This is a genomic window from Acetobacter okinawensis, from assembly GCF_002153655.1.
GTDB classification, from domain to species: domain Bacteria; phylum Pseudomonadota; class Alphaproteobacteria; order Acetobacterales; family Acetobacteraceae; genus Acetobacter; species Acetobacter okinawensis_A.
Genome location: NZ_JOPJ01000009.1, coordinates 197,615 through 221,862 on the forward strand (window position 1 = coordinate 197,615; position 24,248 = coordinate 221,862).

At 47.5% G+C, this 24,248-nt stretch carries 20 protein-coding genes and 1 pseudogene; 14 read left to right on the forward strand and 7 right to left on the reverse strand.

From position 1 onward, the window contains the following. The first annotated feature begins 5 nt into the window (after window positions 1–5). From HK26_RS06575 to HK26_RS06585, 3 genes are read left to right on the forward strand one after another with little or no spacing between them, the layout of a single operon-like run. Window positions 6–272 (forward strand): EscS/YscS/HrcS family type III secretion system export apparatus protein, encoded by a 267-nt coding sequence (locus tag HK26_RS06575; protein WP_086639037.1) that lies wholly within the window; start codon window positions 6–8, stop codon window positions 270–272. 7 nt (window positions 273–279) lie between these two features. Next, a complete protein-coding gene (gene sctT / locus HK26_RS06580) occupies window positions 280–1,110 on the forward strand; it encodes a type III secretion system export apparatus subunit SctT (RefSeq protein ID WP_086639038.1) in 831 nt (276 codons plus the stop codon). Further along, window positions 1,107–2,153 carry an EscU/YscU/HrcU family type III secretion system export apparatus switch protein gene (locus tag HK26_RS06585; RefSeq protein ID WP_086639039.1) on the forward strand — a complete coding sequence of 349 codons (1,047 nt, stop codon included), beginning with the start codon at window positions 1,107–1,109 and terminating at the stop codon, window positions 2,151–2,153. Before sctT ends, HK26_RS06585 begins: the two co-directional genes overlap by 4 nt. Window positions 2,154–2,218: 65 nt before the next feature. Here HK26_RS06585 and HK26_RS06590 read toward each other — a convergent pair whose 3' ends face one another. After that, window positions 2,219–2,950, reverse strand: coding sequence for a hypothetical protein (locus tag HK26_RS06590; protein ID WP_180539384.1), 732 nt, complete (start codon window positions 2,948–2,950; stop codon window positions 2,219–2,221). A 689-nt stretch (window positions 2,951–3,639) separates the two neighbouring features. Continuing rightward, window positions 3,640–4,023 carry a hypothetical protein gene (locus tag HK26_RS06595; RefSeq protein ID WP_180539386.1) on the reverse strand — a complete coding sequence of 128 codons (384 nt, stop codon included), beginning with the start codon at window positions 4,021–4,023 and terminating at the stop codon, window positions 3,640–3,642. 1,287 nt (window positions 4,024–5,310) lie between these two features. Here HK26_RS06595 and HK26_RS06605 point away from each other — a divergent pair. The 10 genes and pseudogenes from HK26_RS06605 (at window position 5,311) to HK26_RS06655 (ending at window position 20,202) form a co-directional block, all read left to right on the forward strand. Then, window positions 5,311–6,027, forward strand: coding sequence for an SDR family NAD(P)-dependent oxidoreductase (locus HK26_RS06605; RefSeq protein WP_086639041.1), 717 nt, complete (start codon window positions 5,311–5,313; stop codon window positions 6,025–6,027). A 129-nt stretch (window positions 6,028–6,156) separates the two neighbouring features. Beyond that, complete coding sequence (locus HK26_RS06610) at window positions 6,157–8,643, forward strand: TonB-dependent receptor (protein WP_086639042.1); 2,487 nt, start codon at window positions 6,157–6,159, stop codon at window positions 8,641–8,643. Window positions 8,644–8,659: 16 nt separating this feature from the next. Beyond that, the gene (locus HK26_RS06615) at window positions 8,660–9,817 is read left to right on the forward strand and encodes a M20 aminoacylase family protein (RefSeq protein WP_086639043.1); all 1,158 of its coding nucleotides are present in this window, start codon (window positions 8,660–8,662) and stop codon (window positions 9,815–9,817) included. A 31-nt stretch (window positions 9,818–9,848) separates the two neighbouring features. Beyond that, on the forward strand, window positions 9,849–11,120 hold the full coding sequence (locus HK26_RS06620; RefSeq protein ID WP_086639044.1) for an MFS transporter: 1,272 nt from the start codon (window positions 9,849–9,851) through the stop codon (window positions 11,118–11,120). A gap of 1,331 nt (window positions 11,121–12,451) precedes the next feature. Continuing rightward, complete coding sequence (locus HK26_RS06630) at window positions 12,452–14,905, forward strand: TonB-dependent receptor plug domain-containing protein (RefSeq protein WP_257640892.1); 2,454 nt, start codon at window positions 12,452–12,454, stop codon at window positions 14,903–14,905. 114 nt (window positions 14,906–15,019) lie between these two features. Further along, window positions 15,020–16,291 carry an MFS transporter gene (locus tag HK26_RS06635; RefSeq protein WP_219337080.1) on the forward strand — a complete coding sequence of 424 codons (1,272 nt, stop codon included), beginning with the start codon at window positions 15,020–15,022 and terminating at the stop codon, window positions 16,289–16,291. Further along, window positions 16,281–16,946 (forward strand): DUF2848 domain-containing protein, encoded by a 666-nt coding sequence (locus HK26_RS06640; RefSeq protein ID WP_086639047.1) that lies wholly within the window; start codon window positions 16,281–16,283, stop codon window positions 16,944–16,946. Before HK26_RS06635 ends, HK26_RS06640 begins: the two co-directional genes overlap by 11 nt. An 18-nt stretch (window positions 16,947–16,964) precedes the next feature. Then, the gene (locus HK26_RS06645; protein ID WP_086639048.1) at window positions 16,965–18,284 is read left to right on the forward strand and encodes an amidase family protein; all 1,320 of its coding nucleotides are present in this window, start codon (window positions 16,965–16,967) and stop codon (window positions 18,282–18,284) included. Window positions 18,285–18,374: 90 nt separating this feature from the next. Next, window positions 18,375–19,289 carry a LysR family transcriptional regulator gene (locus tag HK26_RS06650; RefSeq protein ID WP_086639049.1) on the forward strand — a complete coding sequence of 305 codons (915 nt, stop codon included), beginning with the start codon at window positions 18,375–18,377 and terminating at the stop codon, window positions 19,287–19,289. A gap of 170 nt (window positions 19,290–19,459) precedes the next feature. After that, window positions 19,460–20,202, forward strand: a pseudogene (locus HK26_RS06655) (IS5 family transposase). On the opposite strand, the gene HK26_RS06660 reads toward HK26_RS06655, so the two are convergent. After that, window positions 20,111–21,043: a DUF6538 domain-containing protein gene (locus tag HK26_RS06660; protein ID WP_257640893.1), complete on the reverse strand. Its 933-nt coding sequence runs from the start codon at window positions 21,041–21,043 to the stop codon at window positions 20,111–20,113. The pseudogene HK26_RS06655 and the gene HK26_RS06660 overlap by 92 nt on opposite strands. A gap of 321 nt (window positions 21,044–21,364) precedes the next feature. Between HK26_RS06660 and HK26_RS06665 the strand changes: the two genes are divergently transcribed. Beyond that, window positions 21,365–22,252 carry a hypothetical protein gene (locus HK26_RS06665; protein WP_086639050.1) on the forward strand — a complete coding sequence of 296 codons (888 nt, stop codon included), beginning with the start codon at window positions 21,365–21,367 and terminating at the stop codon, window positions 22,250–22,252. A gap of 121 nt (window positions 22,253–22,373) precedes the next feature. Here HK26_RS06665 and HK26_RS06670 read toward each other — a convergent pair whose 3' ends face one another. The 4 genes from HK26_RS06670 to HK26_RS13445 all read right to left on the reverse strand — a co-directional run. Then, entirely contained in the window at window positions 22,374–22,835 is a 462-nt protein-coding gene (locus HK26_RS06670; RefSeq protein ID WP_257640894.1) for a tyrosine-type recombinase/integrase, read from the reverse strand. 392 nt (window positions 22,836–23,227) lie between these two features. After that, on the reverse strand, window positions 23,228–23,371 hold the full coding sequence (locus HK26_RS13440; RefSeq protein WP_180539351.1) for a hypothetical protein: 144 nt from the start codon (window positions 23,369–23,371) through the stop codon (window positions 23,228–23,230). Continuing rightward, a complete protein-coding gene (locus tag HK26_RS13980; RefSeq protein WP_307772207.1) occupies window positions 23,368–23,736 on the reverse strand; it encodes a DUF6538 domain-containing protein in 369 nt (122 codons plus the stop codon). The genes HK26_RS13440 and HK26_RS13980 overlap by 4 nt, the downstream gene beginning before the upstream one ends. Window positions 23,737–23,957: 221 nt before the next feature. Beyond that, window positions 23,958–24,248 (reverse strand): recombinase family protein (locus HK26_RS13445; protein WP_180539388.1); only part of this gene is annotated, 291 nt, incomplete at its 5' end.

Consider the following 24,248-nt stretch of genomic DNA (forward strand, 5'->3'; position numbering starts at 1 on the left):
GCACAATGTCCGAGCAGCTTATCTCTCACCTACAGTCTACGTTATCTCTTGTACTGTACATGTCTTTGCTGCCGCTTTTATCTGCAATGGCAGTGGGGCTGATTGTTGGTATTTTGCAGGCTGTTACACAGGTGCAGGACCAATCCCTGCCCATGACATTTAAGCTGCTAACAGTTATTTTATTGCTCTTGTTTGGTGGCGCATTGCTTGCTGTACCTTTGGAGCGTGAAGCGGCAGAGGTATTTGATTCTTTTCCGGCCCTCACGCGGTAATGCCAGAGTGAACGCACAGATAGATACTCTGCCATTTTTTCTGGATGCGTTGGGTTTTATCCAGCACTGGTTGCTCGCGCTGGGATTTACCATGGCCAGACCCATGGGATTTTTAGCTATTTTTCCTGTTTTCACACGTTTTCAAATTACAGGTTTGCTGCGCGGAGCCATGGCTCTGGTGTTGGCTCTGCCAGCCGTTCCCATGATTGCGTATATGTTGGATCAGCAGCCACAGACAGGTGTTGCACTGATGCTGCTGGGGGTTAAGGAAGGAAGTATAGGCTGCATCCTGGGTTTGCTGCTGGGTATGCCTTTTTGGATGCTGGATGTAGCAGGGGATGTTCTGGATTTGCAGCGTGGTGCAACACAGGGAAGACTGAATGACCCGGCAGGTTTTGAGGATGTTTCCATAACAGGTACATTTTTTTTACTTCTGAGTATCGCATATTTTGCAGCGTCTGGTGGACTGCAAATGATGGTCGATATTTTGTATAAAAGCTGGGAGTTGTGGAAACCCCTTTCAGGAATACCAAATTTTTCTGATCAATTTCCGATTCTTGTTCTGGGGCTATTGGATGAAATGCTGGCGGCGGCCATAAGTTTGGCATTGCCTATGCTGTTAGCCATGCTTTTATCAGATATTGCCTTGAGCATTGTCAGCCGTGCTGCATCGTCATTACGGGTGGACGATTACGCCATGGGTGCGCGGAATGTGGTCTTTTTTTTCATATTGACGCTTTATACATCCTATCTCTGTCTTTTTGTCCGCCAGGATATTGCACGCATGCCAATATTTTTTGATGCGATGAAACTGATGGTGGAGCAGCCGTTAACATGAGCGGCGATTCTAGTGAGAGTAAGGAACTCCCAGCTTCTTCCAAAAAACTCAAGGATGCACGCAAAAAAGGTCAGGTTGCAAATAGTAAGGATTTTGTAGGAGCTGTAGCAACTGTTACAGCTCTCTTTTATGTTGCTTTGCGTGCGCCAACCCTTTTTGCACAATTTGTTTCTATTTTATCCGATGTGGCAGTTCTGGCGGAGCAGCCGCTTGAGCAGGCACTGCCCCTTATTATGCAGCGGCTTGTTGCCTTGTTTGTTGAGTTTATTCTGCCTTTACTAGCCTTGTTGTTTTTGGCCGTTACAGTCGCGGCGCTCGTAGGCAATGGAGGGCTTGTTTTTTCAGTTGACCCGCTGCTTCCAAAGTTTGAACGAATTGATCCCGTCAGTGGTTTTCAACGTATTTTTTCCTTACGGAATATGATTGATGGGTTAAAGGTTGTTCTTAAATTTGCAGCAGTGCTTTTTACGCTTTTTTTTGTTGTTAAGGCCGATGTGCGTGACCTTGTGCATTTGCCAGCTTGTGGCCTTTATTGTGTTCCTGATGCTTTGCGCACCATGGTATGGCCTGTTCTTTTATCTGCTATTTTTTGTTTTCTTATTCTTGGATGCCTTGATCTTGGTATCCAGCGTCTGCTGTTTTCGCGCGAGATGCGTATGACCCGTACAGAGCAGAAAAAAGAACATAAAAATATGGAGGGCAATCCTCTTATTAAAAAAGCGCAACGGCAGGAGCGCCGCATGGCAATGGGTAGCAATGTGCGTATGGGCTTAAAAAACGCAACTTTTGTGGTTTATGATTTTGACGTTGGACTTGCATTTCAATATGCGCCTCCGGGCGTGTTGGTTCCGGCATTGGTTGCCCGTGCCACACAAGATAATTTGCCTGAATTTATAGCGGATGCCAAAGCTGCCGGTATTCCATGCGTGGAAGACCCAGATGCGGTTAAAGTGCTGGCAGCGCGAATACCATTGGGTGGCTTATTGCCAAAGGATACGTTTCAGACCGCTATTACATGTATGCGTAAGGCAGGTCTTCTGTAAGTGTGAAAGCACTATGTGTTCTATCCCCCGGTATGCAGCATACCGGGGGAGAAAGAGGAGAGCGATCATGCGTCTCCGAAGCTGGCCGTGTAGTTCTGGCTTTTATCTTGTGCCATGGTCATGGGGTTTGAGGCTGTGGCACGCTGGTCATCATCGGGATGAATATAGGCATTGCCCGTTCCAAGTTGCTGTTCCATGTAAGCGCCGCCAGCCTGCATGGTGGATGTGGACCCGTCGTACCAGCCGGCAATTGTCGCATTGCCTGCGCTGTCCCGTGTTATGGTGCCTTCAGGTGCAGATGCAGCAATGCTTTGCGTATCGCCTGCGGTTTTACCTTGATCGTCCGACACTTTGATGGATGCATTCCGCCCGTCAATATAGCTGACGTCTGTGTTGTTCACACCATTGGCGTCAGCATAAAATTCCAGGCGGGAGGCTGTGGACTGGAATGTGCCAGAGGAATCCGCCTTGGCCATATATCCACCTTGACCATTCGCGTAGCTCAGGGTGCCGGTTTCTCCAGGTTTGAGCGTAATTTCGGCAACTGGCTGGGTTGTGGAGCCACCATTCAGGAACTCACCAATAGTTTCACTCTGTGAACTGGTATTGGTAATAGTGACGGTATTGCTGCCACTGCCACCAGACACATCTGCCTGTTTGGTTGCAGCATCGCTTGCTGTTGTAGACGACTGGTTTGCTGCTGCCGTTGTAGCAGTGTTTGTGGGGGCCGCAACCACACTGCTGGTGAGCGCCGGGCTGCTAGCCTGACCGGTTGTGGCCTGGCTATTTTGTGCCATGCTCCCAAACAGTTGGGCCAACTCACTTGGGTTGACCCCTGCACTGGTCAATGCATCTTCTATAGCCGCGAGAGAACTTGCGCTCAGAACATTTGAAACAGCCATAATAACAGCCTTACTGATCTAGGAAGTTTAGGAGTGAAGTCTCGCATAAAAAAAATGAAAAGGAAGAAAAGATCATTTTATTTATAAAAGTTTAATAAAGTATGGGTGTTTGTGGAAGTATGGTTTTGTCTTGCTGCTATAAATTATCTGTCTGCATGACGTTGGAGAAATGGATAAGGTCCACGTAAATTCTATGAAAATCATTTGGTAATTCATATAGAGAGCATAGATATATTGATTGATATTTTAGTATTATATTTTGTGTTTAATACGCATGTATTGCTAGGCCTACGGCGGTTCTTTTCGACTGCCAGACTTTGTGTTCAACTCTGGAGAGGGGATCACACGCTGGATACGATGGGGCTAAGTGCAAAAAGTCAATCGTCACGACCTAGCCAAAGGTAACTGCCCCTGAGTAAGGTAAGAACAAACGGTACCTTAAAGCGCTCGTCCAGACATTTGAACGACAGTTAAGGGTGCCGAGCCAGACAGATGTTTGCGTGAGCGGACATTCTTAGCACTGGAATGGTGCGGCATATGTTGAGCAGACATCCCTGTGTACGGTGTTAGTGGATACCCCGCCCTTACATGTCGGGGCCAATGTCTTTCCCCGCCTGCACCTCGGGGTCGCTTTCAAAGGCCTGTAGAACAGCTGACCAGAATGTCCGCAGGTTAGAAAAACTGCCCCAATTCGGTGGTTCCTCAGGGGCAACGGTTGGAATTATGCCAAGGACAGCCTCACTGACGCATTCGATGTCTGCATCACTACCAGCCAATAAAGTTTTTAATTCGCTGATCGTTTGCCATTTGAATGACAAAACCCGCGTTTGTGGTTCATCCTGTATAACTTCACGTAACGTATCGCCAAAGGCCTCGGCATCTTCGCCGAATGCGCCGCAGCCGAGGTCAGCCAGACGAGGAAACAGGTCGAGAATATCATTATTGGTATAGTTTAACGGTTTGGACATAGTGGATCATTCCATTGTGTTCTTTTTTGATAATTGTCACGTGGATACGTCGAGCAGTTTTGCGCAAACGATCATTGCTTTCGATAATGACAGTTCCGCTGCCCGAGATATATCCTTCAAACTCTGTCTTGGTTCCGGTTTTGGCTTTCGTTAGTCACTCATCAATTTTGGAGGCATTATCTCTGATTACTTTGTGAATAGCACGTTCGGCTGCTTCCTTCGAAGTGAAGAATGAAACAATTGAGTGCTTTTCCTTTATGAATCGGCGTTCGATATACGCGTCCGTTGGATCGACGTATTTTCGTAGCACATGGCTACCTGCTTTGAGATTATGCGGGGGTACCTCATGATGGTTGAGGTCAAGGTTTTTCTGTCGATAGGGTGAGAGAAGGTTCTGGTTGGTGGGTGATCTTGGAGGTTGTGGAGGATAAGGGGAGGGTCGGTGAAAGCCCCCCGGTGAGGACGGGCTTTACGTGTCGTACGGGGTGATCCCTGCCGTGACCTAATGGTGATTGCCGCCTGTTTGCTTCAAATTTCATGAGCCGACTGGCAGATCAGGGGGAAGCGGAAAGTCTGCTGTCAGAACGCGAACACATGAAAACAGGCACCGCTGTATTGGATGTTGGCAAACGACTTGCTTCTATATGTTTGGGGAAATCTATAAAGTTCTGCTGATTGTGCCATCTGTTGAGAATGCTCTTGTAGCAAGACAGAAGATATCCGTCTAAGTATTTAGAAAAATAAAGAGCAGGAAATAAAACTAGTGGGACATGGAGTAGATAATTTCTATGTCTATGGAGGGTGCAAGGTTTAGTATTAGCTACGACATGAAGTCATTGGTATTGCCCTCTACATCTGTTGGAAATATCCTCTGATAATGTTCTAGTGGAGACTATGCACGGTTTCACAAAAATGAACTCATATGTTATCAGGGGGCATGAAAAAATTGTGAATATATTTAAATATCCACAATGAAATTGATCAATAATCTAAACAGTAAATAAACTATATCATTTATTGAATATATAATTGAATTAAATTCTGATGAATATTTCTATAAATACCAGGCATTAATTTCTCAAATCAGATAAAAAATGTCTCCACAAAACTGGAGAATATTCAAGTTCGGTTGAATGCAATCCACATCGTAGTGCGCTTTATTGCCCACCTAGAGGCATGAGTTCTGATCCGAAATAAAAGAATGATATTTGAAGTGACCATCAAAATCTAGTTGACATGCGCCGAATAAAATAATCAAAATATATAGTGTAAAAAAGGAATAACTAAATGCAATCGTTAATTAAAAATGATACTGAGCGTGCGCAACTCCCTGTTGCGGTGGTTACGGGGGGAACGAGTGGTATTGGTCTTGCTATTGTGCATGAATTAGCCGCAGATCATCTTGTTTATGCAATAGGGAGAGACGAGAAAAAAATTAAGGATCTGGAAAATAAAGAAAATATTATTCCGATAAAACTCAACCTTCTTGATAAAAAAGAAAGAGAAGATTTTTTCGGGACTTTAAATAAAATAAATGTTCTTGTACATTCTGCTGCAAATTTAGAAAAATTTTCTATTGAAAATAGTAGTTATGATTTGTGGCAAAAGGTTTTTGATATAAATGTGTTTGTGCCAGCTGAAGTAACTAGGATGTCTTTGTATAAATTGAGAGAATATTTAGGGCAGATAATCTTTATTAACTCAGGTGCTGGCCAGCGTGGTATTGCTGGTCATACAGTTTATGTTGCTTCCAAATTTGCATTACGCGGTTTGGCAGACTCTTTACGATTGGAAGAAGCCGCAGATGGAATAAGAGTGGCAACAATTTATCCAGGCCCAACAGAGAGTAATAATAAGACTGAATATAGTCACACCCAAGTGAAATGGCGTGAAAGTGAAGCTAAGGATCATGCAAAAGCGGTAAGAGCTATTGTTAATGTGGGTAGAAATACTCAGATATCTGAAATATCTGTTCGACCTAGAATTGATTATGACGCAGAATAACTAAATTTATATAAAAATTCATTGCATATTGTTAATTCCGCACATAAACAACTAAATTATATCGTTTAATATAAAATTATCGTTGCGAATCGTATAAAAAATAATATACAAAAAATTAAAGTTTAATATATGGGGATCGGCATGCTAAAATCAGGGTGGATCGAAGGGCGGAGAGTCTTTTTTTCAGGGGAAAAAAGACGTACGACGTCATATATAAATACACTATCGTTAGTGTTTTATGGTGTTGCGGGTTTAACCGTTGTGCGAGAAGAAGGCTATGCAAGAGCCAATCCCGCTCAGGTAGGCGCATGGAGCAGCAACGCGTCGTCCGTGCATGGGAAAAAAAAACTAAAGCAAATATCAGCTAAAAACACTGCGTACCAATCTGCGCATGGTGAAGACATAGACGTAAAAAGTCGTCGAGCAGCTTTTAATTTTACACGAGAACAGCACGAAGCGAATTCGGACACTCATATTAGTGCAGAAAGATTAAAGCAGCAGGGAGTAGTGAGTATTTACAATCTACAAAACCTTGCTCCTAACCTGAGTATTCAGCAAAGCAATGGTACTTCCACCGTTGATTTTAATATTCGTGGCATAGGTATGCGCGATATTACAAATAATAATACCCAATCTGTTATGACTTATATAGATGGGGTAGCATATCCATTTTCATCTATGATGACGGGACAACTATTTGATATCTCCTCTGTAAGTATCAAACCAGGTCCAGTCGGTTTTGAGCATGGTCAGGCAGATACGGGTGGGGAAGTTAATATTGTTACGAATGATCCCACAGATAAATTACATGGTGGGCTATCGGAAGATATAGCAAGCTACGCGCGTAGCCGCACAGATGCGTATATTTCTGGACCTATTACTGAAAATCTCGGCTTTCGGGTTGCAGCACAAACTTTGCAGGGAGGCGGGTGGCAATACAGTCCATCACACAATACAAACTTGGGTGATGCTGATACGGGAGCTGTTAGAGGTAAGCTCAAATGGAATCCGGATTCAAAGACGGAAATCAAGTTGACTGCCCAGTGGGTGCAAGATCGATCGGAAAATATTAATGGTGTAACAACAGTTAACTCTTTACCATCGCGTCCAGGTAATCTTGTTAGCCTTAACGGGAATAGTCCTGCAGGGAGTTATGTGCTCCCGTATAAGCAAACAGAATGGAGTATGGACCCAGCATTTGCAAACCTTATTGGCCGCAATGCTGACCTGAAACCGAGTGAACGAAACGTTTTGTGGGGTTTTAACCTGCGTTTTGTAAGAGATTTGAATTTTGCAAAACTTGAAACTATTAGTGCTTACGAAACAGAACACCGTGGTGAGTTTGTAGATGAAGATGCGACGATCTGGCGCACAGGCGATGAATATCGGACCATAAGCACAAATTCGTTTAGTCAGGAAGTCAAATTATATGGTAATAGTTTTCATGATCGCCTGAAGTGGATTGTGGGCGCTTATTATAATAGAGTGCAATCAAAACAGAATGAATTTTTAGATTTTACCGATTATACACCAGCTCGTGGATATCTATCACAGACAAAATTTAATGACGATCAACAGACATTTTCGCAATATGCACATGTGTCTTATCAGCTGCCGCGACATGTAACATTATTTGGCGGTATCAGTCACGAGGCTGACGATCGGCAATTGTATAACCTTCACACCATTCATTATGCTTCAAGTAATCTATGCTCTGCTACCAAGCTATGCCAAGCGCAAACGCAGGATCTTGGTTTTGCGGCATCTGGTGCGGCATCTAACCAGTTTTCTGGTGAAATTGGTGTCCAGTGGCAGCCTGTTCAAAACTTTATGTATTATTTTAAGATTAGCAAAGGATTTAAACCCGGGGCTCTTACTGCCAATAATACTGTTGTACAGGAACAACTTGTTCCGACTAAGCCTGAAACAGTTCTGGCATATGAAACAGGATTTAAGTCTGATATTGTAAAAAATAAAGTAAGATTGAATGCTGCGGCATTCTACTATGATTACCGGGGGCAGGAACTTGCATCTCCTATTGTTCTTCCTCAGTATGGAACAATTGGGAAGTATATTAATATTCCACATTCAGAGATATGGGGGATTGAGGCAACTCTAGAGCTTCATCCTTTTAAAAATCTATTTATTAGTCAAAATATTGGTTATCAACGCGGTAATTATATCCGATTTGAAGCGACAGATCTTCCCGCAGTAAATGCGCATTATAAAAATACCGGACAATGGGCTCAGATTAATACAAACTATGCCAATGAAGATATGGGTAATCCAAAACTGACACTGAATGGTTTTGCCAACTATCGTGTTAATGCCTTTAGTTCTTATCAGTGGGAAACTGGTTTGGATTGGCAATATAGAAGCACACAGGCAACAAGCGTGGGAGGTTTGAACACCTACGGTTATCATTTACCTCCTTATTTTACGCTTGGGGCACATATGTCTTTCAGACCCAATAATGGGAAATGGAATGTGACGGTTTATGGAAGTAATTTGGCGAATAGAAAATATTATACAGCAGGCGGATCAGTAACGGTTTCACAATATTGGTTGCCAGCGCCACCACGCTTTGTGGGTGCCCGTGTTGGTTTTGATTTGTAAAGAATGTGAGGAAAAAATGAATATTATAAAAAATATCAGTAAATTTCATGATGAATTGACTCTATTTCGACAGGACTTGCACGCTCATCCTGAATTGGGTTTGGAGGAATACCGTACAGCAGGACTGGTTGCGCAAAAATTACGGTCTTTTGGTATAGATGTGCATGAAGGCGTAGGGAAAACTGGAGTTGTAGGCGTTTTACGTGCGGGCTCAGGGCATAGAAAAATTGGCTTAAGAGCTGATATGGATGCTCTACCTATGCAGGAAGAAAACGACGTTCCCTACAAGAGCACTTTGGCCAATAAAATGCATGCCTGCGGCCATGATGGACATACAACCATGCTACTTGGAGCTGCGCAATATCTCGCGCAAACAAGGAAGTTTAATGGAACTGTGCATTTTATTTTCCAACCTGGTGAGGAAGGGGCCGGGGGGGCACAGGCCATGTTGCAGGATGATCTTTTTACGCGTTTTCCTTGTGATGCTATTTTTGGGATGCACAACTCACCTGAACTGGAGATTGGTGAGTTCCGGATCAATCACGGACCTATTATGGCAGGTGGTGCTTTTTTTGATATAGCGATAACCGGCTTAGGAGCACATGCTTCTCGCCCAGAAACGGGCATTGATCCTATTGTTATTGGCGCGCAAATTGTTCTTGCGTTGCAAACTATCCTTTCAAGAAATATTACAGCCTTCGAAAGTGCCTCACTTAGCGTAACACGTGTGGAGTCATCCAGTTCTGCGTATAATGTTATCCCACATCATGTTGTTCTGGGTGGTACAGTAAGGTGCTTTAGCAATGAGATAATGGAATTTATAAAAAAGCGTGTGATAGAAATTTCCCAAGGTATTGCACACTCCCACGGTGCTGAAGCACAAGTGGATTTTAAAGTTATTTTTGTTCCAACTATTAACAATAAAGAGAAAACTGATTTTTTTGCAGAAACAGCAAAGAGTTTGTTGGGCGAAAAAAATGTTCAAACAAATGCAAAAAAACTCATGGGATCAGAAGATTTTGGTTTCATGCTTGAGCATGTAGAAGGAGCTTATGGCATGATTGGAAATGGTAAAGGATTTTCACCGCATCATCCTAATTATAATTTCAATGATGAAGCAATTCCATTTGGTGCAGCCCTTTATGCAAAACTTGTAGAAAATTTCCTGACATAATAATATTTATTAAATATTGTGGGAGCTTGTAATGTTTGACAGAATGAAAAATATTATTCCCTATCATCAGAATCAAGCGTTAGGCGCTAGTATTGGGAACTTTCTAGAGTTTTATAATTTCATTATATACGCTTTTTTTGCGCCTATGATCGGAGAAGTCTTTTTTTCTTCCCATAACCAAATGGTATCGCTGATTTGTGCGTTGCTGACATTTTCTGCTGGATATATTGCTCGCCCTCTCGGCTCCATTTATTTTGGATTTTATGTTGAGAAACATGGATCAGCAGCGACACTTAGTTTAACATTTATTCTTATGGGAATCTCCACCCTAATTTTGGTATTAACACCTGGAGTTAAGACTATAGGGTATGCAGCACCTATCTTGATAGTTGTTGCACGCGTTGTACAAGGCTTTTCAGAAGGTGGAGATGTCGGGCCATCTACAGATCTGCTATTTTCACAAATAGGAAAACGTTACCGATCTGCATATATTATTATGCAGCCTGCTACACAATATATAGCATCTTTTTGCGGGGTTTTTGTTGGGTTAATTTTATCACTCGTGCTTTCAAAAGAGAGTTTGTATTCATGGGGGTGGAGAATACCATTTGCAATGGGTATTCTTATTGTGCCTGTTGGTTTTTGGATTCGATCATCTATTTCTCAAGACATATCGCTCAAAAAGGCAAAAAAATCGTCCCAGAAAAAACTGGGCAGTTTTTTGGCGATTAATATGTTTGTATATGTCGCAAGTGGTTCTGTTCTTACTTATATTAGAACATTTGGCGTTAGTTATGCTGTTAATGTTCTCGGGTTGCCGACAACTGTCGCCATGGCTGCTATGAGTATTGGCTTGTTATTGGGTATTCTGGGGATGCTGATTAGCATAAATATTCATGCTAAAATTCCTGCAAAGAGAATTCTTCTTTCCCTGAATCTGGTTCAGGTTTTCTCTATTTATCCTGCATTTTATTATGCAACACATTTATCGGGTATAATAAGTCAAATTGTTTTGAATACTGTTTTATTTCTTCCCGCTGGATTAATGGCGACAACAGTTTGGAGTTTAATATTGCAGTCTCTGCCAAAAGAAAACAGATCTCTGATCTATGGCATTACATATACGTTAGCTGTTTGTTTGTTTGGCGGGGTAACACAACCCATTATAGCTTGGCTCATTGCTCACACTGGTAGTGTAATGATTCCTGCGTATGTTGGTACAGTAGCATCTATTATTGGAACTTTATCTATGTTGCATTTGAACTTTAAATATTCGAATACAATAAATAATTCTCTTCATTGATAATGTATCATGCCTACGAACGTGAAAGAGCTGATGCCACCCAGATAGGAATGGGTACGCCTTGGATTGTAGAAGCTATTGATGTAATGGAAGATAGTTGCATTAGTCTGGCAGCAGGTCGCGCAGTCGCACCGTCATATCCAGATTCAGGGCCTTGAGCTGAGCGAGAGGTTGCGCGAGAGTGCATGACGCAGGTTGTAATGTTCTGAGCCGACCTGCTGGCCATCGTCATCAGCCAGTTCAGAATTGATTAGGCTCAGGACTCATTCTTCAAGATAGAAGATGAAGCTTACTGCGATATGGATTGCGGACATGGAGGTATGAGCACACCAGTCATATCGGGTCGCAACACATCGTCAGTCCTTCAGCTTTGCGAACATGTTTTCGATGTGATGGCGCGTCTTATACAGATGCCGGTCGTAAGATGGCTTTGGTTTCCTGTTTCTCCTTAGCGGAATACAGGCAGTGATGTTCCGGTCTGTCAGAGACTGTCTGATTTTATTGCTGTCGTATCCCCGATCACTGATGACTTCCATTGTTTCATTCGCAGGTCCGCCAGCAGATTAGCGCCTGTGAAATCACTGACCTGTCCAGCAGTCAGATGAGGGTGGACAGGGCGTCTCTGTCCATCACATAAACGATCCCGCCAGAACACGCCGGTCATCCACGCGTGGCACTTCGTGCGCCAGAAGGAAAAATGGCGCAATCTGCTCCTTCTGCCTCTCAGCCAGCAGAAACACGTCACTCACAGCCTCACCTCCATCGGTAAGACTGTGAATCACGGAGCACCGTTCAATTCCATGAATTAACAGGTCCTGAGCCTAGCAGAGAAACTCCTTTGCCCCACTGGGCCTTATTGTATGGGGGCAGGATAGCGGGACTTACCCGCCGGTATGCATGATTTCAGATTTTGGAAGATGTTAAACGTACAGACATGTCATTTCTATCGTGCATCAAAGCCTATCTTCTTTTTCTGATGGTATTTTTTCAATGGATTGAGGGAAAAACGATAACCTTGAATTCAAAACAGAAATTCTCATACGACGGTGTCGCCGGGGCATGAGGATCTGATTGCATAAATAAAATTTATCCAATCGTATAAGAATATAAATCTTTATTTTCGACCTGTGGATTGTTTAGATGCGATATCGGAATGAATGATTCGGGCGAATCATCTTAAAACCTGGCGATATGGAATAGGGAGTAGATCAGGAATGTTGCACCTTCGTACCTCTTCATTATCGTTGCGAAACAGCAATGTTTTATCCCCTCTGGTGTGGGTGTTCATTCTTGCTTGCGGTTTGTGTGCTCAGGAGGGGCAGGCTGCATCTGTGCAGGATGCGCCAAGCCTTGCAAAAAAAACTTACCAAAAAAAGAAGGATTCAGACTACACATCGGCCAAGCGGGCAAAGGCCATTCGACAGGTTACTGCGCGTGACAACGAAAATGTTTCCGTACAGGGAACACGGCTTGCCAACACTGTTCTGTCTCCTTCCACGCGTGAGCACAGCACTGCACAGGTTTTTCGTTACAGTGCGGAGCAGTTGAAGGAAACGGGACAGACCAATATTCTGGCCGCTATTGCCCAGCTTTCGCCCGCGGTAACGTCCTCTCCATTTGGCGGGATTGGTGGGAACGGGCTGAACAAGACCATGCAGTTGCGCAACCTTGGAGCCGACCAGACGCTGATGCTCGTTAACGGCAAGCGCCGACATGTTGATGCGAACTTCAATTACTTCCAGTCCGGACCGAACTATGGCACAGACCCGGCTGACCTTTCCCTTATTCCCATGAGCGCGATTGACCATGTGGAAATTATTACTGAAGGCGCGAGTGCCCTGTACGGTCAGGATGCCGAAGCGGGGGCGGTGAATATTGTTCTCAAACGGAACACAAAAGGGGGCACCATCAACCTGCAGAATAGCGGATATTATGTCGGGGATGGGCAGTCGTTTGACGGAAGTGCGGATTACGGAATGGCCCTTGGCCGTAATGGAGGCTACCTGAATGTTGCGGCACAGATAGCGAACCAGCTTTCTACCAACCGTTCGGGTGATTATCTGGGAAATCTTTATTTTGCCGGGGACCCGCGGAACCAGACTGCCAACCGTGATGTCCAGCGTATAGCGGGTTCTCCGCGCACCTTGCTGGAAACGGTCAGCACCAATGCGGCCTATCCTATTGGCCATGGTCTTGAACTCTACAATACCTCCACATTTGCCCATAAGGATATGGTGCAGGCGCAGACCTACCGCGCATACTCCAATGATAACGTCATCCGTTCTTTTTATCCCGATGGCATGCAGCCTCAGGCTTTGGCGGAAGAATACGACTTTCAGGTGGATAACGGTATTCGTGCCCGTAACCTGCTGGGTATGCAGTGGGACGCGTACGTAAATTATGGCCGTGATTCCATGAAAACCCAGATCACAGATACCGATAACCCGACTATGGGGCTTGCCAGCCCGACAACATTCAACACAAGCCTCTTTATTTCTACAGAGCTGGCAACCGGGCTGAAGGCGACAAAGATTTTCCATTCCCCCAGCCTTCCACGCCCGATCAGCTTGTCTTACGGGTTTGAATATCGTTACGATACGTACCAGGTTGGTGCGGGGGATGAGGCATCGGTGCTGGATGGTGGGGTGCCAATTCTGGATGGCCCAAATGCAGGGCAGATGGCCTCCGCCGGTGCGGTTGACAAGTTCGGGGTGCCCAAAGAAGCAGGCGGCACCATCAATCGTGGTATTTATGACGGCTCCATAAATCTGGACATGTACGCCACAAAACGCTGGGAGTGGACCTTTGGCGGCCATGTTGTCAGTTATGACGATGTGGGTACCCATCCTACGGGGTCGGTTGGAACGCGCTATAATTTTAGTGATCATTTTGCCATTCGCGCTAATGCCAACACCGGTTATCGTGCTCCGACACTTGGCGAACAGGCATTTTTTGCCGAAACGACCTACCCCACCTACCGTACGGCGCAGTTGCCCGTTAATTCGTCCTGGGCCAAAGCCCTTGGTGCAACCAAGCTTAAAGGGGAGCAGTCCCGCAGCTTTAGCTTTGGTGTGGATGCAACATTGCTGCCCAATTGGACCCTGACTGCAAATATTTACCGTATTTCCATTGCAGACAGGTTGTTCAATACATCGCAGTTTGGTGGCAGTCAGGTGGAAAGCCTGCTCTCCGGCGCCGGGTTGCCGGGTGTTCTGTATGCCTCGTATTACAGCAATCCGGTAAACACCACGACCAATGGTGGAGATATTGCAACTGCCTACACACTTAAAACCGACAGGCTGGGCACATTCCAGTTCCGGTTTGCCGTGAATATAGCGGATACACAAATCAGCCATTACAACAGCACGCCGTCTATTCTGGCGGGCATGGGCCTGACAACCTTTAACCGGACCAACAAGGAGTATCTCCTGCATTCCGCACCACGGAATATCGAAAACCTGACGGTGCTGTGGAACAGAGGCCCCTATTCGATCCGTGTGCAGGAGCAGCGTTTTGGATCCTACACCTGGGTTGCCTCTCCCTCCCTCCAGCAATCCCAGTGGACCTATGCCGGGCCATCATACATTACCAACCTGGAGCTTGGGTACGATATTCTGCAAAAGTGGCATGTTGCGGTTGGCGCGTATAACCTGGGCAACCATTACCCGACCAAGGCGAACTCGGCTTCCAGAGCTGCCTTGCAAAATGCGTTTACTTACGCCGGAAATTCTCCATACGGGTTTAATGGTGGCATGTATTACGTCAAAACATCCCTGAAGTTTTAAACAGATCATATTGCCTTATCGTAAGGAGCATGCCCTGCTGGCATGGTCCTTACCACGATGCGGCGGAGTGCCATGACCAGACAAGCTATTGACCCCCGGACCTCCCGACATTCCATGAGGCACGTTGCATTTGCCAGCATGATAGGGACCGCGCTGGAATGGTATGACTTCATGATTTACAACACCATGGCGGCGCTGGTTTTCGGGCAACTGTTTTTTCCCCAGACATCTCCCATGGTTGGCACACTTATGGCGTTTTCCACTTATGCTGTCGGGTATGTGTCCCGCCCGCTTGGTGGCGTAATATTTGGCCAATTGGGGGACCGGCTGGGGCGCAGAACGGTTCTGACGCTTACACTGGTGCTTATGGGGGCCTGCACGGGGCTTATTGCACTGCTGCCGACCTACCGGGCCATAGGGCTGGCGAGCCCCCTTGTTCTGGTCATGCTCAGGTTGTTTCAGGGTATTGCTCTTGGGGGGGAGTGGGCTGGTGCTGTGCTGCTGGGCGTAGAACATGGCCAGCAGGAACGGCGTGGGCTGCATGCCTCATGGGCGCAAATGGGGCCAGGGGCGGGCACGGTTGCCTCTTCCGCCGTGATCGCCATTGTGGCGGCCTGTGTCAGCAGTGAGCAGTTCATGTCTTGGGGGTGGCGTCTCCCTTTTGCTCTGAGCGGGATTCTGGCCGGGGTTGGGTTGTGGATACGCCATGGCGTGGGAGAAACACCAGAGTTTGAAAAACTACAGAACAGTGGGAAAAAAGTAGCCTCTCCGGTTCTACACCTGTTCCGGTATCATGCAAAATCCCTTTTGTTTGCGTCCATGTCGCGAATTGGCCCGGATGTGCTGTACGCGCTGCTTGTTGTTTTTAGCCTGACGTATGCCACTCAGGTTCTGGGGTTGTCGCGCTCGGTCATTTTGAGCGCGCTGCTGGTGGGGGCTGCATTGAGTGTTCCGGCTACGGCGGGCTTTGGCGTTTTGGCGGACAAGGTGGGGGTTCGAGCTGTTTATATGGCAGGACTTGTGGCGTCCGTGCCTGTAATCTGCCTATTTTTTCCAATTATGAACACGGGGCATACTGCTGCCATTATTCTGATTGTAACAGGTGGCCTAATTGTTCATGCCTCTATGTATGCTGTTCAGGGAGCATTTATAACAGCCTGTTTTCCAGCAGAAATCCGGTATAGTGGGTCTTCAATTTCCTATACTTTTGGAAGTCTTGCTGGAGGTGGGGCCTTTGCTCCCCTTATCATGACCGTGCTGTACCGCACGACTTCATCCTCATTCACAATTGCTCTTTACGCTATTGCCGCAACCGGAGTGACATTTCTTGGGCTTGCAATGGCGGGACAGTACTTCGCACAGGAAAAACATAATAATGCACATTGACATTACGCATGATGCGGGCGTGACAGACGTTATTATTGCTGGCTGGGCCGGGCGGCATAAAGAGGATGTGGAGCACCATATTCAGGAACTGGCCTTACTGGGTGTGGCGCCTCCTTCTACAACGCCTCTGTTCTATCAGGTCTCTGTGGACCGTCTGACGCAAGCACATAATATTGCTGTTGTGGGGGACAATACATCGGGGGAGGCGGAGCCGGTTCTGCTTGCGACCCGCGACGGACTGCTTGTGGGTATCGGGTCTGACCATACGGACAGAACCTGCGAAAACTTTAGCGTGGCCCTGTCCAAGCAGGTTTGCCCCAAGGTGGTTGGCCAGCAGTTCTGGCGGTACGAAGATGTGCAGCCTTACTGGGATGATCTGTACCTGCGTTCGTATCTCCATGATGGTGACACGCGTATTCTTTACCAGAATGGTCAGCTTTCCTCCCTGCTACGCCCAGAGGTGCTGATGCAGCAGTCCCCCCGGCAGACTGCATCGGGGCTGCTGGAAAACGGGACTGTCATGTTCTGTGGTACAACTGTGGCCATTGGGGGCATTGTGCCAACGCCTAAGCTGACGGTTGAGCTATTTGACCCCGTAAAGGAAAAAACCCTGTCGCATACCTATATTGTGACATGCCTGCCTGTTGTGGCCTGAAGAACAGACGAGAGCGATATGACACATCCACAGGCCCCACTTTCTGGCGTAAGCGAGGCACGGGTGCGTGGCATCCTTTCCAGACTACAGCAGGAAGATGCCAGAACACGCTTTGTTTTTACAGAGGTGTATGAGACGAGTGCCCTGCACGAAGCCCGGGAGGCGGACAGGCGCAGGCATCTTGGTCTGTGTCTGGGGCCGCTGGATGGGGTAGTTGTCTCGGTTAAGGATCTGTTTGACATCAGGGGGCATAAAACCAGCGCGGGCTCCCGTCTGTTGGCCACCCATGCAACCGAGGCACTGGCAGATGCCCCGGCAGTGCAGCGGCTACGCGCGGCGGGCGGGATTATCATCGGGCGTACCAGCATGTCCGAACTGGCGTTTTCCGGCATTGGGAATAATCTTTACTTTGGCACGCCAGCCAATCCGGTCGATCCTGCGTGTATTCCGGGTGGCTCGTCCTCTGGAGCTGCGGTTTCTGTCGCACTGGGGCTGGCAGATGTCGGGTTGGGAAGCGATACGGGCGGGTCCTTGCGTATTCCAGCGGCCTTATGTGGGGTTGTGGGGTTCAAGCCATCGTCGGGGATGGTGCCAACCGCAGGGACATTCCCGTTGTCCGAGACGCTGGATACGGTAGGGCCGATTACGACTACGGTAAAAGGCTGTATGCAGGCGTTTGCTGTGTTATCCGGCGGTTGTGTTCCGGCTATGCCTGCACGCGGTCCTTACCGACTGGGCATTGTGTATGATGGCCGCATAACTGATGGTACGGAGGATGCGGTTGTACAGGCGTTGCAGCGGGCCAAAAACAGGCTGAGCGCAAAGGGCGTGCTGTTGCAGAGTATAGACATTGCTCCAGTACTGGATGAACTGGCGCAGATTGATGCCCGCGGCACGTTCCCGAGTATTGAACTGGCAGCCAGACTGGGCACTTTGTCTGATGCAGACAAGGCTTTGCTGGACCCCACAATATGGGACCGTATCCGCTCGGGGTACCACGCCAAGGCAACAGGCTACCTAGCCATGCAACAACTCCGTAAGAGCGCGATTGCCCATATGCAGCAGCTTATGCAGGGGGTGGACGCCATTATGCTGGCGACCGTGCCTGTTGTGGCCCCTCTGGCGGCTGATCTGGCCGAGCCTGAGCATTTTCATGCCATCAACAGCCTGCTTTTGCGCAATACACGTATTGCCAATCTGCTGGACATGCCGTCCGTTTCCATCCCTCTGCCTGTGCCGGGCAAGCCTGTTGGTCTGATGCTGTGGGGCCGAACGGATGCAGACTGGGCGCTCCTGCACTGCGCGAAGGAGATTGAAACCATCGTCAACGACAAGTAATCATCGCAATACACGGGAGAATATTGTATTTTCCCGTTGTGCCCATGCTGTTGCCTGGCATGGTGGGTATGTTGCCGGAATGGATGTTTTATGGATTTCAAGAGTCTTGAAGCCGTTATCTGGATTGACAGGCTAGGGGGCTTCAAGGCGGCCGCGGAAGCCCTGCGCATGACGCAGCCTGCCATTTCTGTGCGTATTGCACAGATGGAAGCAGGGCTTGGCGCAAAAATCTTCTACCGCACAGGCAAAAGTATTACGCTGACACCAGTGGGGATGACGCTGCTCCAATATGCAGAGCGTATTCTTGAACTGCGAGACGAGGCTATTGCAACCATCAAAGGGCATAACGAGGAGCGCGGCATTATCCGCATTGGTGCTGTAGAAACAGTGGTGCACACATGGCTCCCATCGCTCATGTGCTCCCTGTCGGACAAATACCCGCATGTTACTGTTGACCTTGATGTGAGCGTGTCTGACGAAATCCAGAGAAAAATTCTCAAAGGTATGTTGGATATAGGATTATACATAGGTGCGACTAACTCCCCCATGCTGGTGGAAATGCATTTATGTTATTTTGAAATGGCGCTTGTCTGCTCCTCCCAGATTCAACTGGATACGGACGAGCGTGCCAATCTTAACACCCTGCCTGCTATGCCGATCATGACATTCTCACGCAATACGGTACCGCATGTCATTTTACGGAGTTTGCTGGCGCGTGAGGGCATAGTGCACCACAGGATATGCGCCATGAACTCCGTGCCAACAATTATTAACATGTTGTGTAACAGAATAGGTCTGGCGCTTTTACCGATTGTGATGATTAAAAAGTATCTTGATAGTGGTGAACTGAAGGTTATCAATCTTGGTGTTAAAATTCCGGCAATGGAATGTGTAGCCGGTCGGCTTGCAAAGCATGGCTCCAATATTGTTGATGATATTGTTAATCTTGCCAGCAGCATGACGCGCACGCCGCATTTGTGGGGCCACCAAACACCCAGTCAGTAAAAACGGTAAAACATGAGGCGCAGGAGTTCTCATTCGCTGGCTTGCCAAGCATGGGCATTACTCTTCTCCAAGAACACTAAGCGAAGCATATTATAGACGATATTGGCTAGGCTCAGGAGCTATTGATATGGACGGAAGGATGTGACTCAGGCTCTGTGAGGAGACTGAAGATGAGTGACCTGTATTGGCTGACGGACGAGCAGATGGATCGTCTGCGGCCCTTTTTCCCGAAGAGCCATGGCAAACCTCGCGTTGACGACTGTTGTGTGTTGAGCGGGATCATTTTCGTGAACCGAAATGGTCTGCGCTGGCGTGATGCTCCCCGGGAATACGGTCCGCACATGACGCTCTGGAAGCGCTGGAGTGCTATGGGGATATTCATTCGCATGATGGAGGGACTGGCTACCGGCAAGGCAGAGCCTCAGACGATCATGATTGATGCGACCTATCTCAAGGCCCATCGCACGGCGTCAAGCCTGCGTTTAAAAAAGGGGGCTCGGGCCGTTTGATCGGGCGGACCAAAGGCAGGATGAATACGAAGCTGCATGCTGTCACCGACCGGAACGGACGTCCGCTCGACTTCTTCATGATAGCATGCCAGATCAGTGATTACACCGGTGCTGCTGCCCTTCTGGACGGTCTCCCACCAGCCGAATGGATGCTGGCAGACCAGGGCTATGACGCTGACTGGTTCAGGGATGCCCTGGAGGAGAAAGGAATCAACCCCTGTATCCCTGGCCGAAAATCTCGTGGAAGACCGGTCAAATAAGACAAACGGAAATACAAACACCGCAACCGTATCGAGATCATGTTCGGCAGGCTCAAAGACTGGAGATGGGTCGCAACACGCTATGACAGATGCCCGACCGTCTTCTTCTCGGCAATCTGCCTCGCTGCAACCGTCTTGTTCTAGCTATGAGTCCTGAGCCTAAGGAGCTATGCCATGAAGCAGAAGCTAGAAGTGCCAGTTCCTGTGGTGTCCAGCTTCTTCGTACGGTCTTGGGGACACTCTCAAAATGCCAGCCAAACCAAGGGTTCTTTGCCACCAGTTCCCTTTGCACCAGTTGGTTCCATAGTGCGGACAGACGGAGCATATGGTTTTTAACGCTTTTATTGCTCAGGGTCGGGAGACCATCAGACTTGGCTCTCTGTGCCTCCTGTTGCAGAGTGAGGCTGCTTTTGCCCTTGCCCAGTGTCGCAGGCAGGGCAAGAAGCAGGTCACGAAAAGCTCCCGCCTGACTGCCGCCGATGTCACTGACAGGCGCATCCTCAAAAGCCCTGATATAGAGGGCCACGGTTTTTTTGGTTGCTTCTCTGGTATCGGTGCTGGCGTTGGGGTTGCTCAAGACAAACTGCTCCAGAGCGTCCGACAGCATAAGAACGGACGGTTTCTTCTTGGTGCTACGAGGCTTCCTGACGACCTTACGGGTCAGTTTTTCCCTCGGTTTGAGGGTCTTCCGTTTGGGGGCATAGGTTGCCTTCGGTTCCTGAGCCATAACCTCAGGTTCCAGCGTTACCGGGCTTTGGAAAGTGAGGAGGGATGTCAGTTCCTTGCTTGAGAACCGTCCCTGCATGGTTCGGGCTTTATGGAAAACTTCGCCTGTGCGGGCATAAAGGGCAGCAGCCCTCTGGCGGGCCAGAAACTTGCTTTCGGTTTGCAGGGAGAGGGAGATTTCCGTTTTGCCAAGGCAGGCTTGCAGCACGACCGGAACGACACGGCGGAAGTGGTAATGAGAGCCGATAAGACGCAGCATGTGAGTTCCCAGACTGGGAAGACAACCGGGAAAGTCCCGTTCACCTATCACCATCCGGTTTTATGACGTCTTTTCAAGGTTGTAGCGCACAAGTCTGAGGGACTCGAACCCGCTCTCCTTGATCGCAATCAATCAGACAACCCATTGAAGCAGAACGATAATTTCAGACGAAATCATCCTTCGTATGGTGACTGCGGGTTCACTCTGCGGGCAAATCCGTGGGGCAGTCAAGAGGATTACCGCACACTCGATAATTGTTATAATCTTATCCTATACGTTCGACTAACAACACTTCGTAACATGCTTTATTGAGAGTGGTTTATGATTTCTACGTTTTGGAATTGGCTACTAGGTGTGGTGTCCTCGGCTGGTATAATAAGCGGCGTCGCTTATCTACTGCGCGACACTATCGGAAAATTTTTTGCTAAAGCAATTGAGCATCAATTTGAAAAAAAACTTGAGACCTTTAAAGCCGGTATCAGGGATAATGAAACTGAATTAGAACACATCAGATCGTTCCTCGTTTCTGCTCGTAAAGATCGTGACGCGGTAGTTCAGTTAAAACGATTAGAAGCCGCAGAAATATTGCTTCGTGCACGCAATACGCTTTCACAGCTTTCTATGCTTGTTGAGTATTTGAAAATTCTTAATACAGATGAAATATTTGCGAGTTCTGAAAACTCGAGGATTACAGATTTTATAGAGACTTTAATTAAACCATTTGATATTGATGAGAAGATGAAGAAGTTTGGAGAAATTGATAAGACACTTCCGCGACTTTATTTGAGTGAGAAAGCACTTAAAGCTTTTGATATTTATGAGAATATTATTTTCCTAGCTGCTGGGGTAATGAAGATTCTAAGTATGCCATTAGACAATAAAAGTAGTTTGCTTCAGGCTGGGTCTATCAGTAAATCAATAATTGAAATGGTACCTCAATCAAAAGAGGGTTTTGATAAGTTTGGGGAAAGTTATGTATACTACTGGTCGACTTATTTTCATGATGAAATACTGAGAGAACTTCGTAACGAGATGTCAGGCGTTGACGATATGGATCGGGCTGTCGAATCTGTTGAGAAACTGGCACTGAATTCGCGACGTGCGCAGGTTAATGTCCGATTTTCTCTGAAAAATGCAGGTTTGAGTGATAGCTTACTCAAACAAAATGAGAACTCGAGTAATAGTGCACCGACTGAGGTAGTGCATTAAATCAAAGCATTTTAGAAATCAGAAATATCCGAATATTTTATGTTGGAGGGGGTCAACGGGGGAGGTTTCTCCCCCTTGCCAGATGTCGAATGGGTAGCCATTCGACACTGCTGGCTCCTTTTTAAATCGTCATGTTTGCAAAGGCTGTTTCAGGGTAGCTTATTGCCTCTATAGTTTGTTGCAGATTGGCTGTTGAAATGCCGGTCAGATAGGTAGTCGTCCCTTGGCTCTTATGGGTTGCTTCATGACCAAGTAGGCGGTCAATCCATACTTCCCGGATGCTGGCATCTGCGTTTCTGAGTCGGGTCGATACGGTGTGCCGGAAGGAATGAAACGTGATTTCAGCGGGCAGGCCAATGCGGGTCTTGAGCAATGAGAAAGCTCTGCCAAGGGCTGCGCCCCTGACACCCTGTTTTGAGGTTTCCAGACCCGGAATGAGATAAGGGCTGTCAGTGGTATCCTTAAGGGCCAGCACACCTGCTTCAATCAGTTTTGAATGGACGGGCACAATGCGGGTGCCTGCTTCCGTCTTGGGTGCCAGCCGGTTTTGGTGGCGCCCGGATAAGGAAACAGGGGATACCATCGACAGTCTGGAGGTCTTCCTTGCGCAGGGTGCAGATTTCGCCCAGCCTCATGCCAGAATAGGCTGCAATGAGGGCAACCAGCCTGAAGGTCTGTTCTGGCACAGACGTGCTATGCCATGACGCAGAGGCCAAGAGGGCTAATTCTTTAGCTGTCCAGCTTCTTCTGACAGTCTTCTGTCCGTTCTCGAAATTCCAGCCCGTCCACGGGTTGCGTGTGACCAATTCCCTTTGGTGTAACTGGTTCCAGAGAGCCGAGGGGCGCATCATATGGTTTTTGACGCTCTTGCCACTCAAGGTTGGTAAACCTTCCTCTTTGGCTCTCTGAGCCTCTTCTTCAAGGGTAAGGCTGCTTTTGCGCTTCCCCAGTGACGCAGGAAGAGAAAACAAGAGGTCACGGAATGCCCCCAGCCTTTTCGCCACCAATAATGGATACAGGCGCATCTCCGAAAGCTTGTAGAAATAGCTCTACCGCCCGTTGTGTAGCTTTCTTGGTGTCAGCACTGGCATGGTGATTATCCAGCACGAAGCGTTTCATAGCATCAAGGGGGCTGCTTTGGGTGCTTTGGCCGTTTTCTTTACTGTCCGGGGTTTGGGCATCGGTGCTGAAACTGGCAAGGACCCCGTTTCCTGAGCAGATGAAGGCAGGTTCACGCTCTGCAAATCCCGCAGTGAAACCCGCAGTCCTTCAAGCCTGCCTAAAGCGTCCGGTTGAGCCAGAACAGAATGGGCCTGCGCGAACAGTTCAGTGGTTCTGGCATGGAGAAGTGATGCCCGTTTGCGGGCTTTATTTTGATAGCCAGTTTTTAAGGAAATCCAGATTTCCCGCCGGTTTAAGGCTGTTCGCAGGGCAGAGGGAACGATACGGCGGAAGTGGTAGGTAGTGCCTCGGACACGGAGCATAAAATCTTCCCTCAGTGGGGAAGGATGATGGAGCAAAGACAGTCTTTGCCCCTCATTCAGCCGAAAAATCGTGCTATTTCAGGTGTCTGTGGTGCGAACTGCGGGACTCGAAAGTCAAGAATCCCGCAGTCTCCTAAATAACATACTGATATTAAAGACTTTTATAATCCTGACGTGAAGGAAATTGTAGAAGACCTTCGTAGAAAATCAAGACCTTTCTGTCAGGAGGCTTCCTGCTTCAGTGTCTCAAAAATACTGGTTTGGCGTGTGAACTGGTTATTCTGTTGCATGGCCTGAACACGCCTGACCAATGTGGCTAAAGACACACCAGCAATGGAAGACGCATGTCTGTAGCTTTTTCCAGATGCTAAAAGGTCAAGAGCATGTTGCACCTTTGCAGAACTGGCTTTGGGTCTGCCTATGGGACGACCTGTTTTCGTTCCATATTTCTGAGCATGGTCTATGCCACTTCTAATGCGCTCATTAATGGTTTCACGCTCATTTTGAGCAAT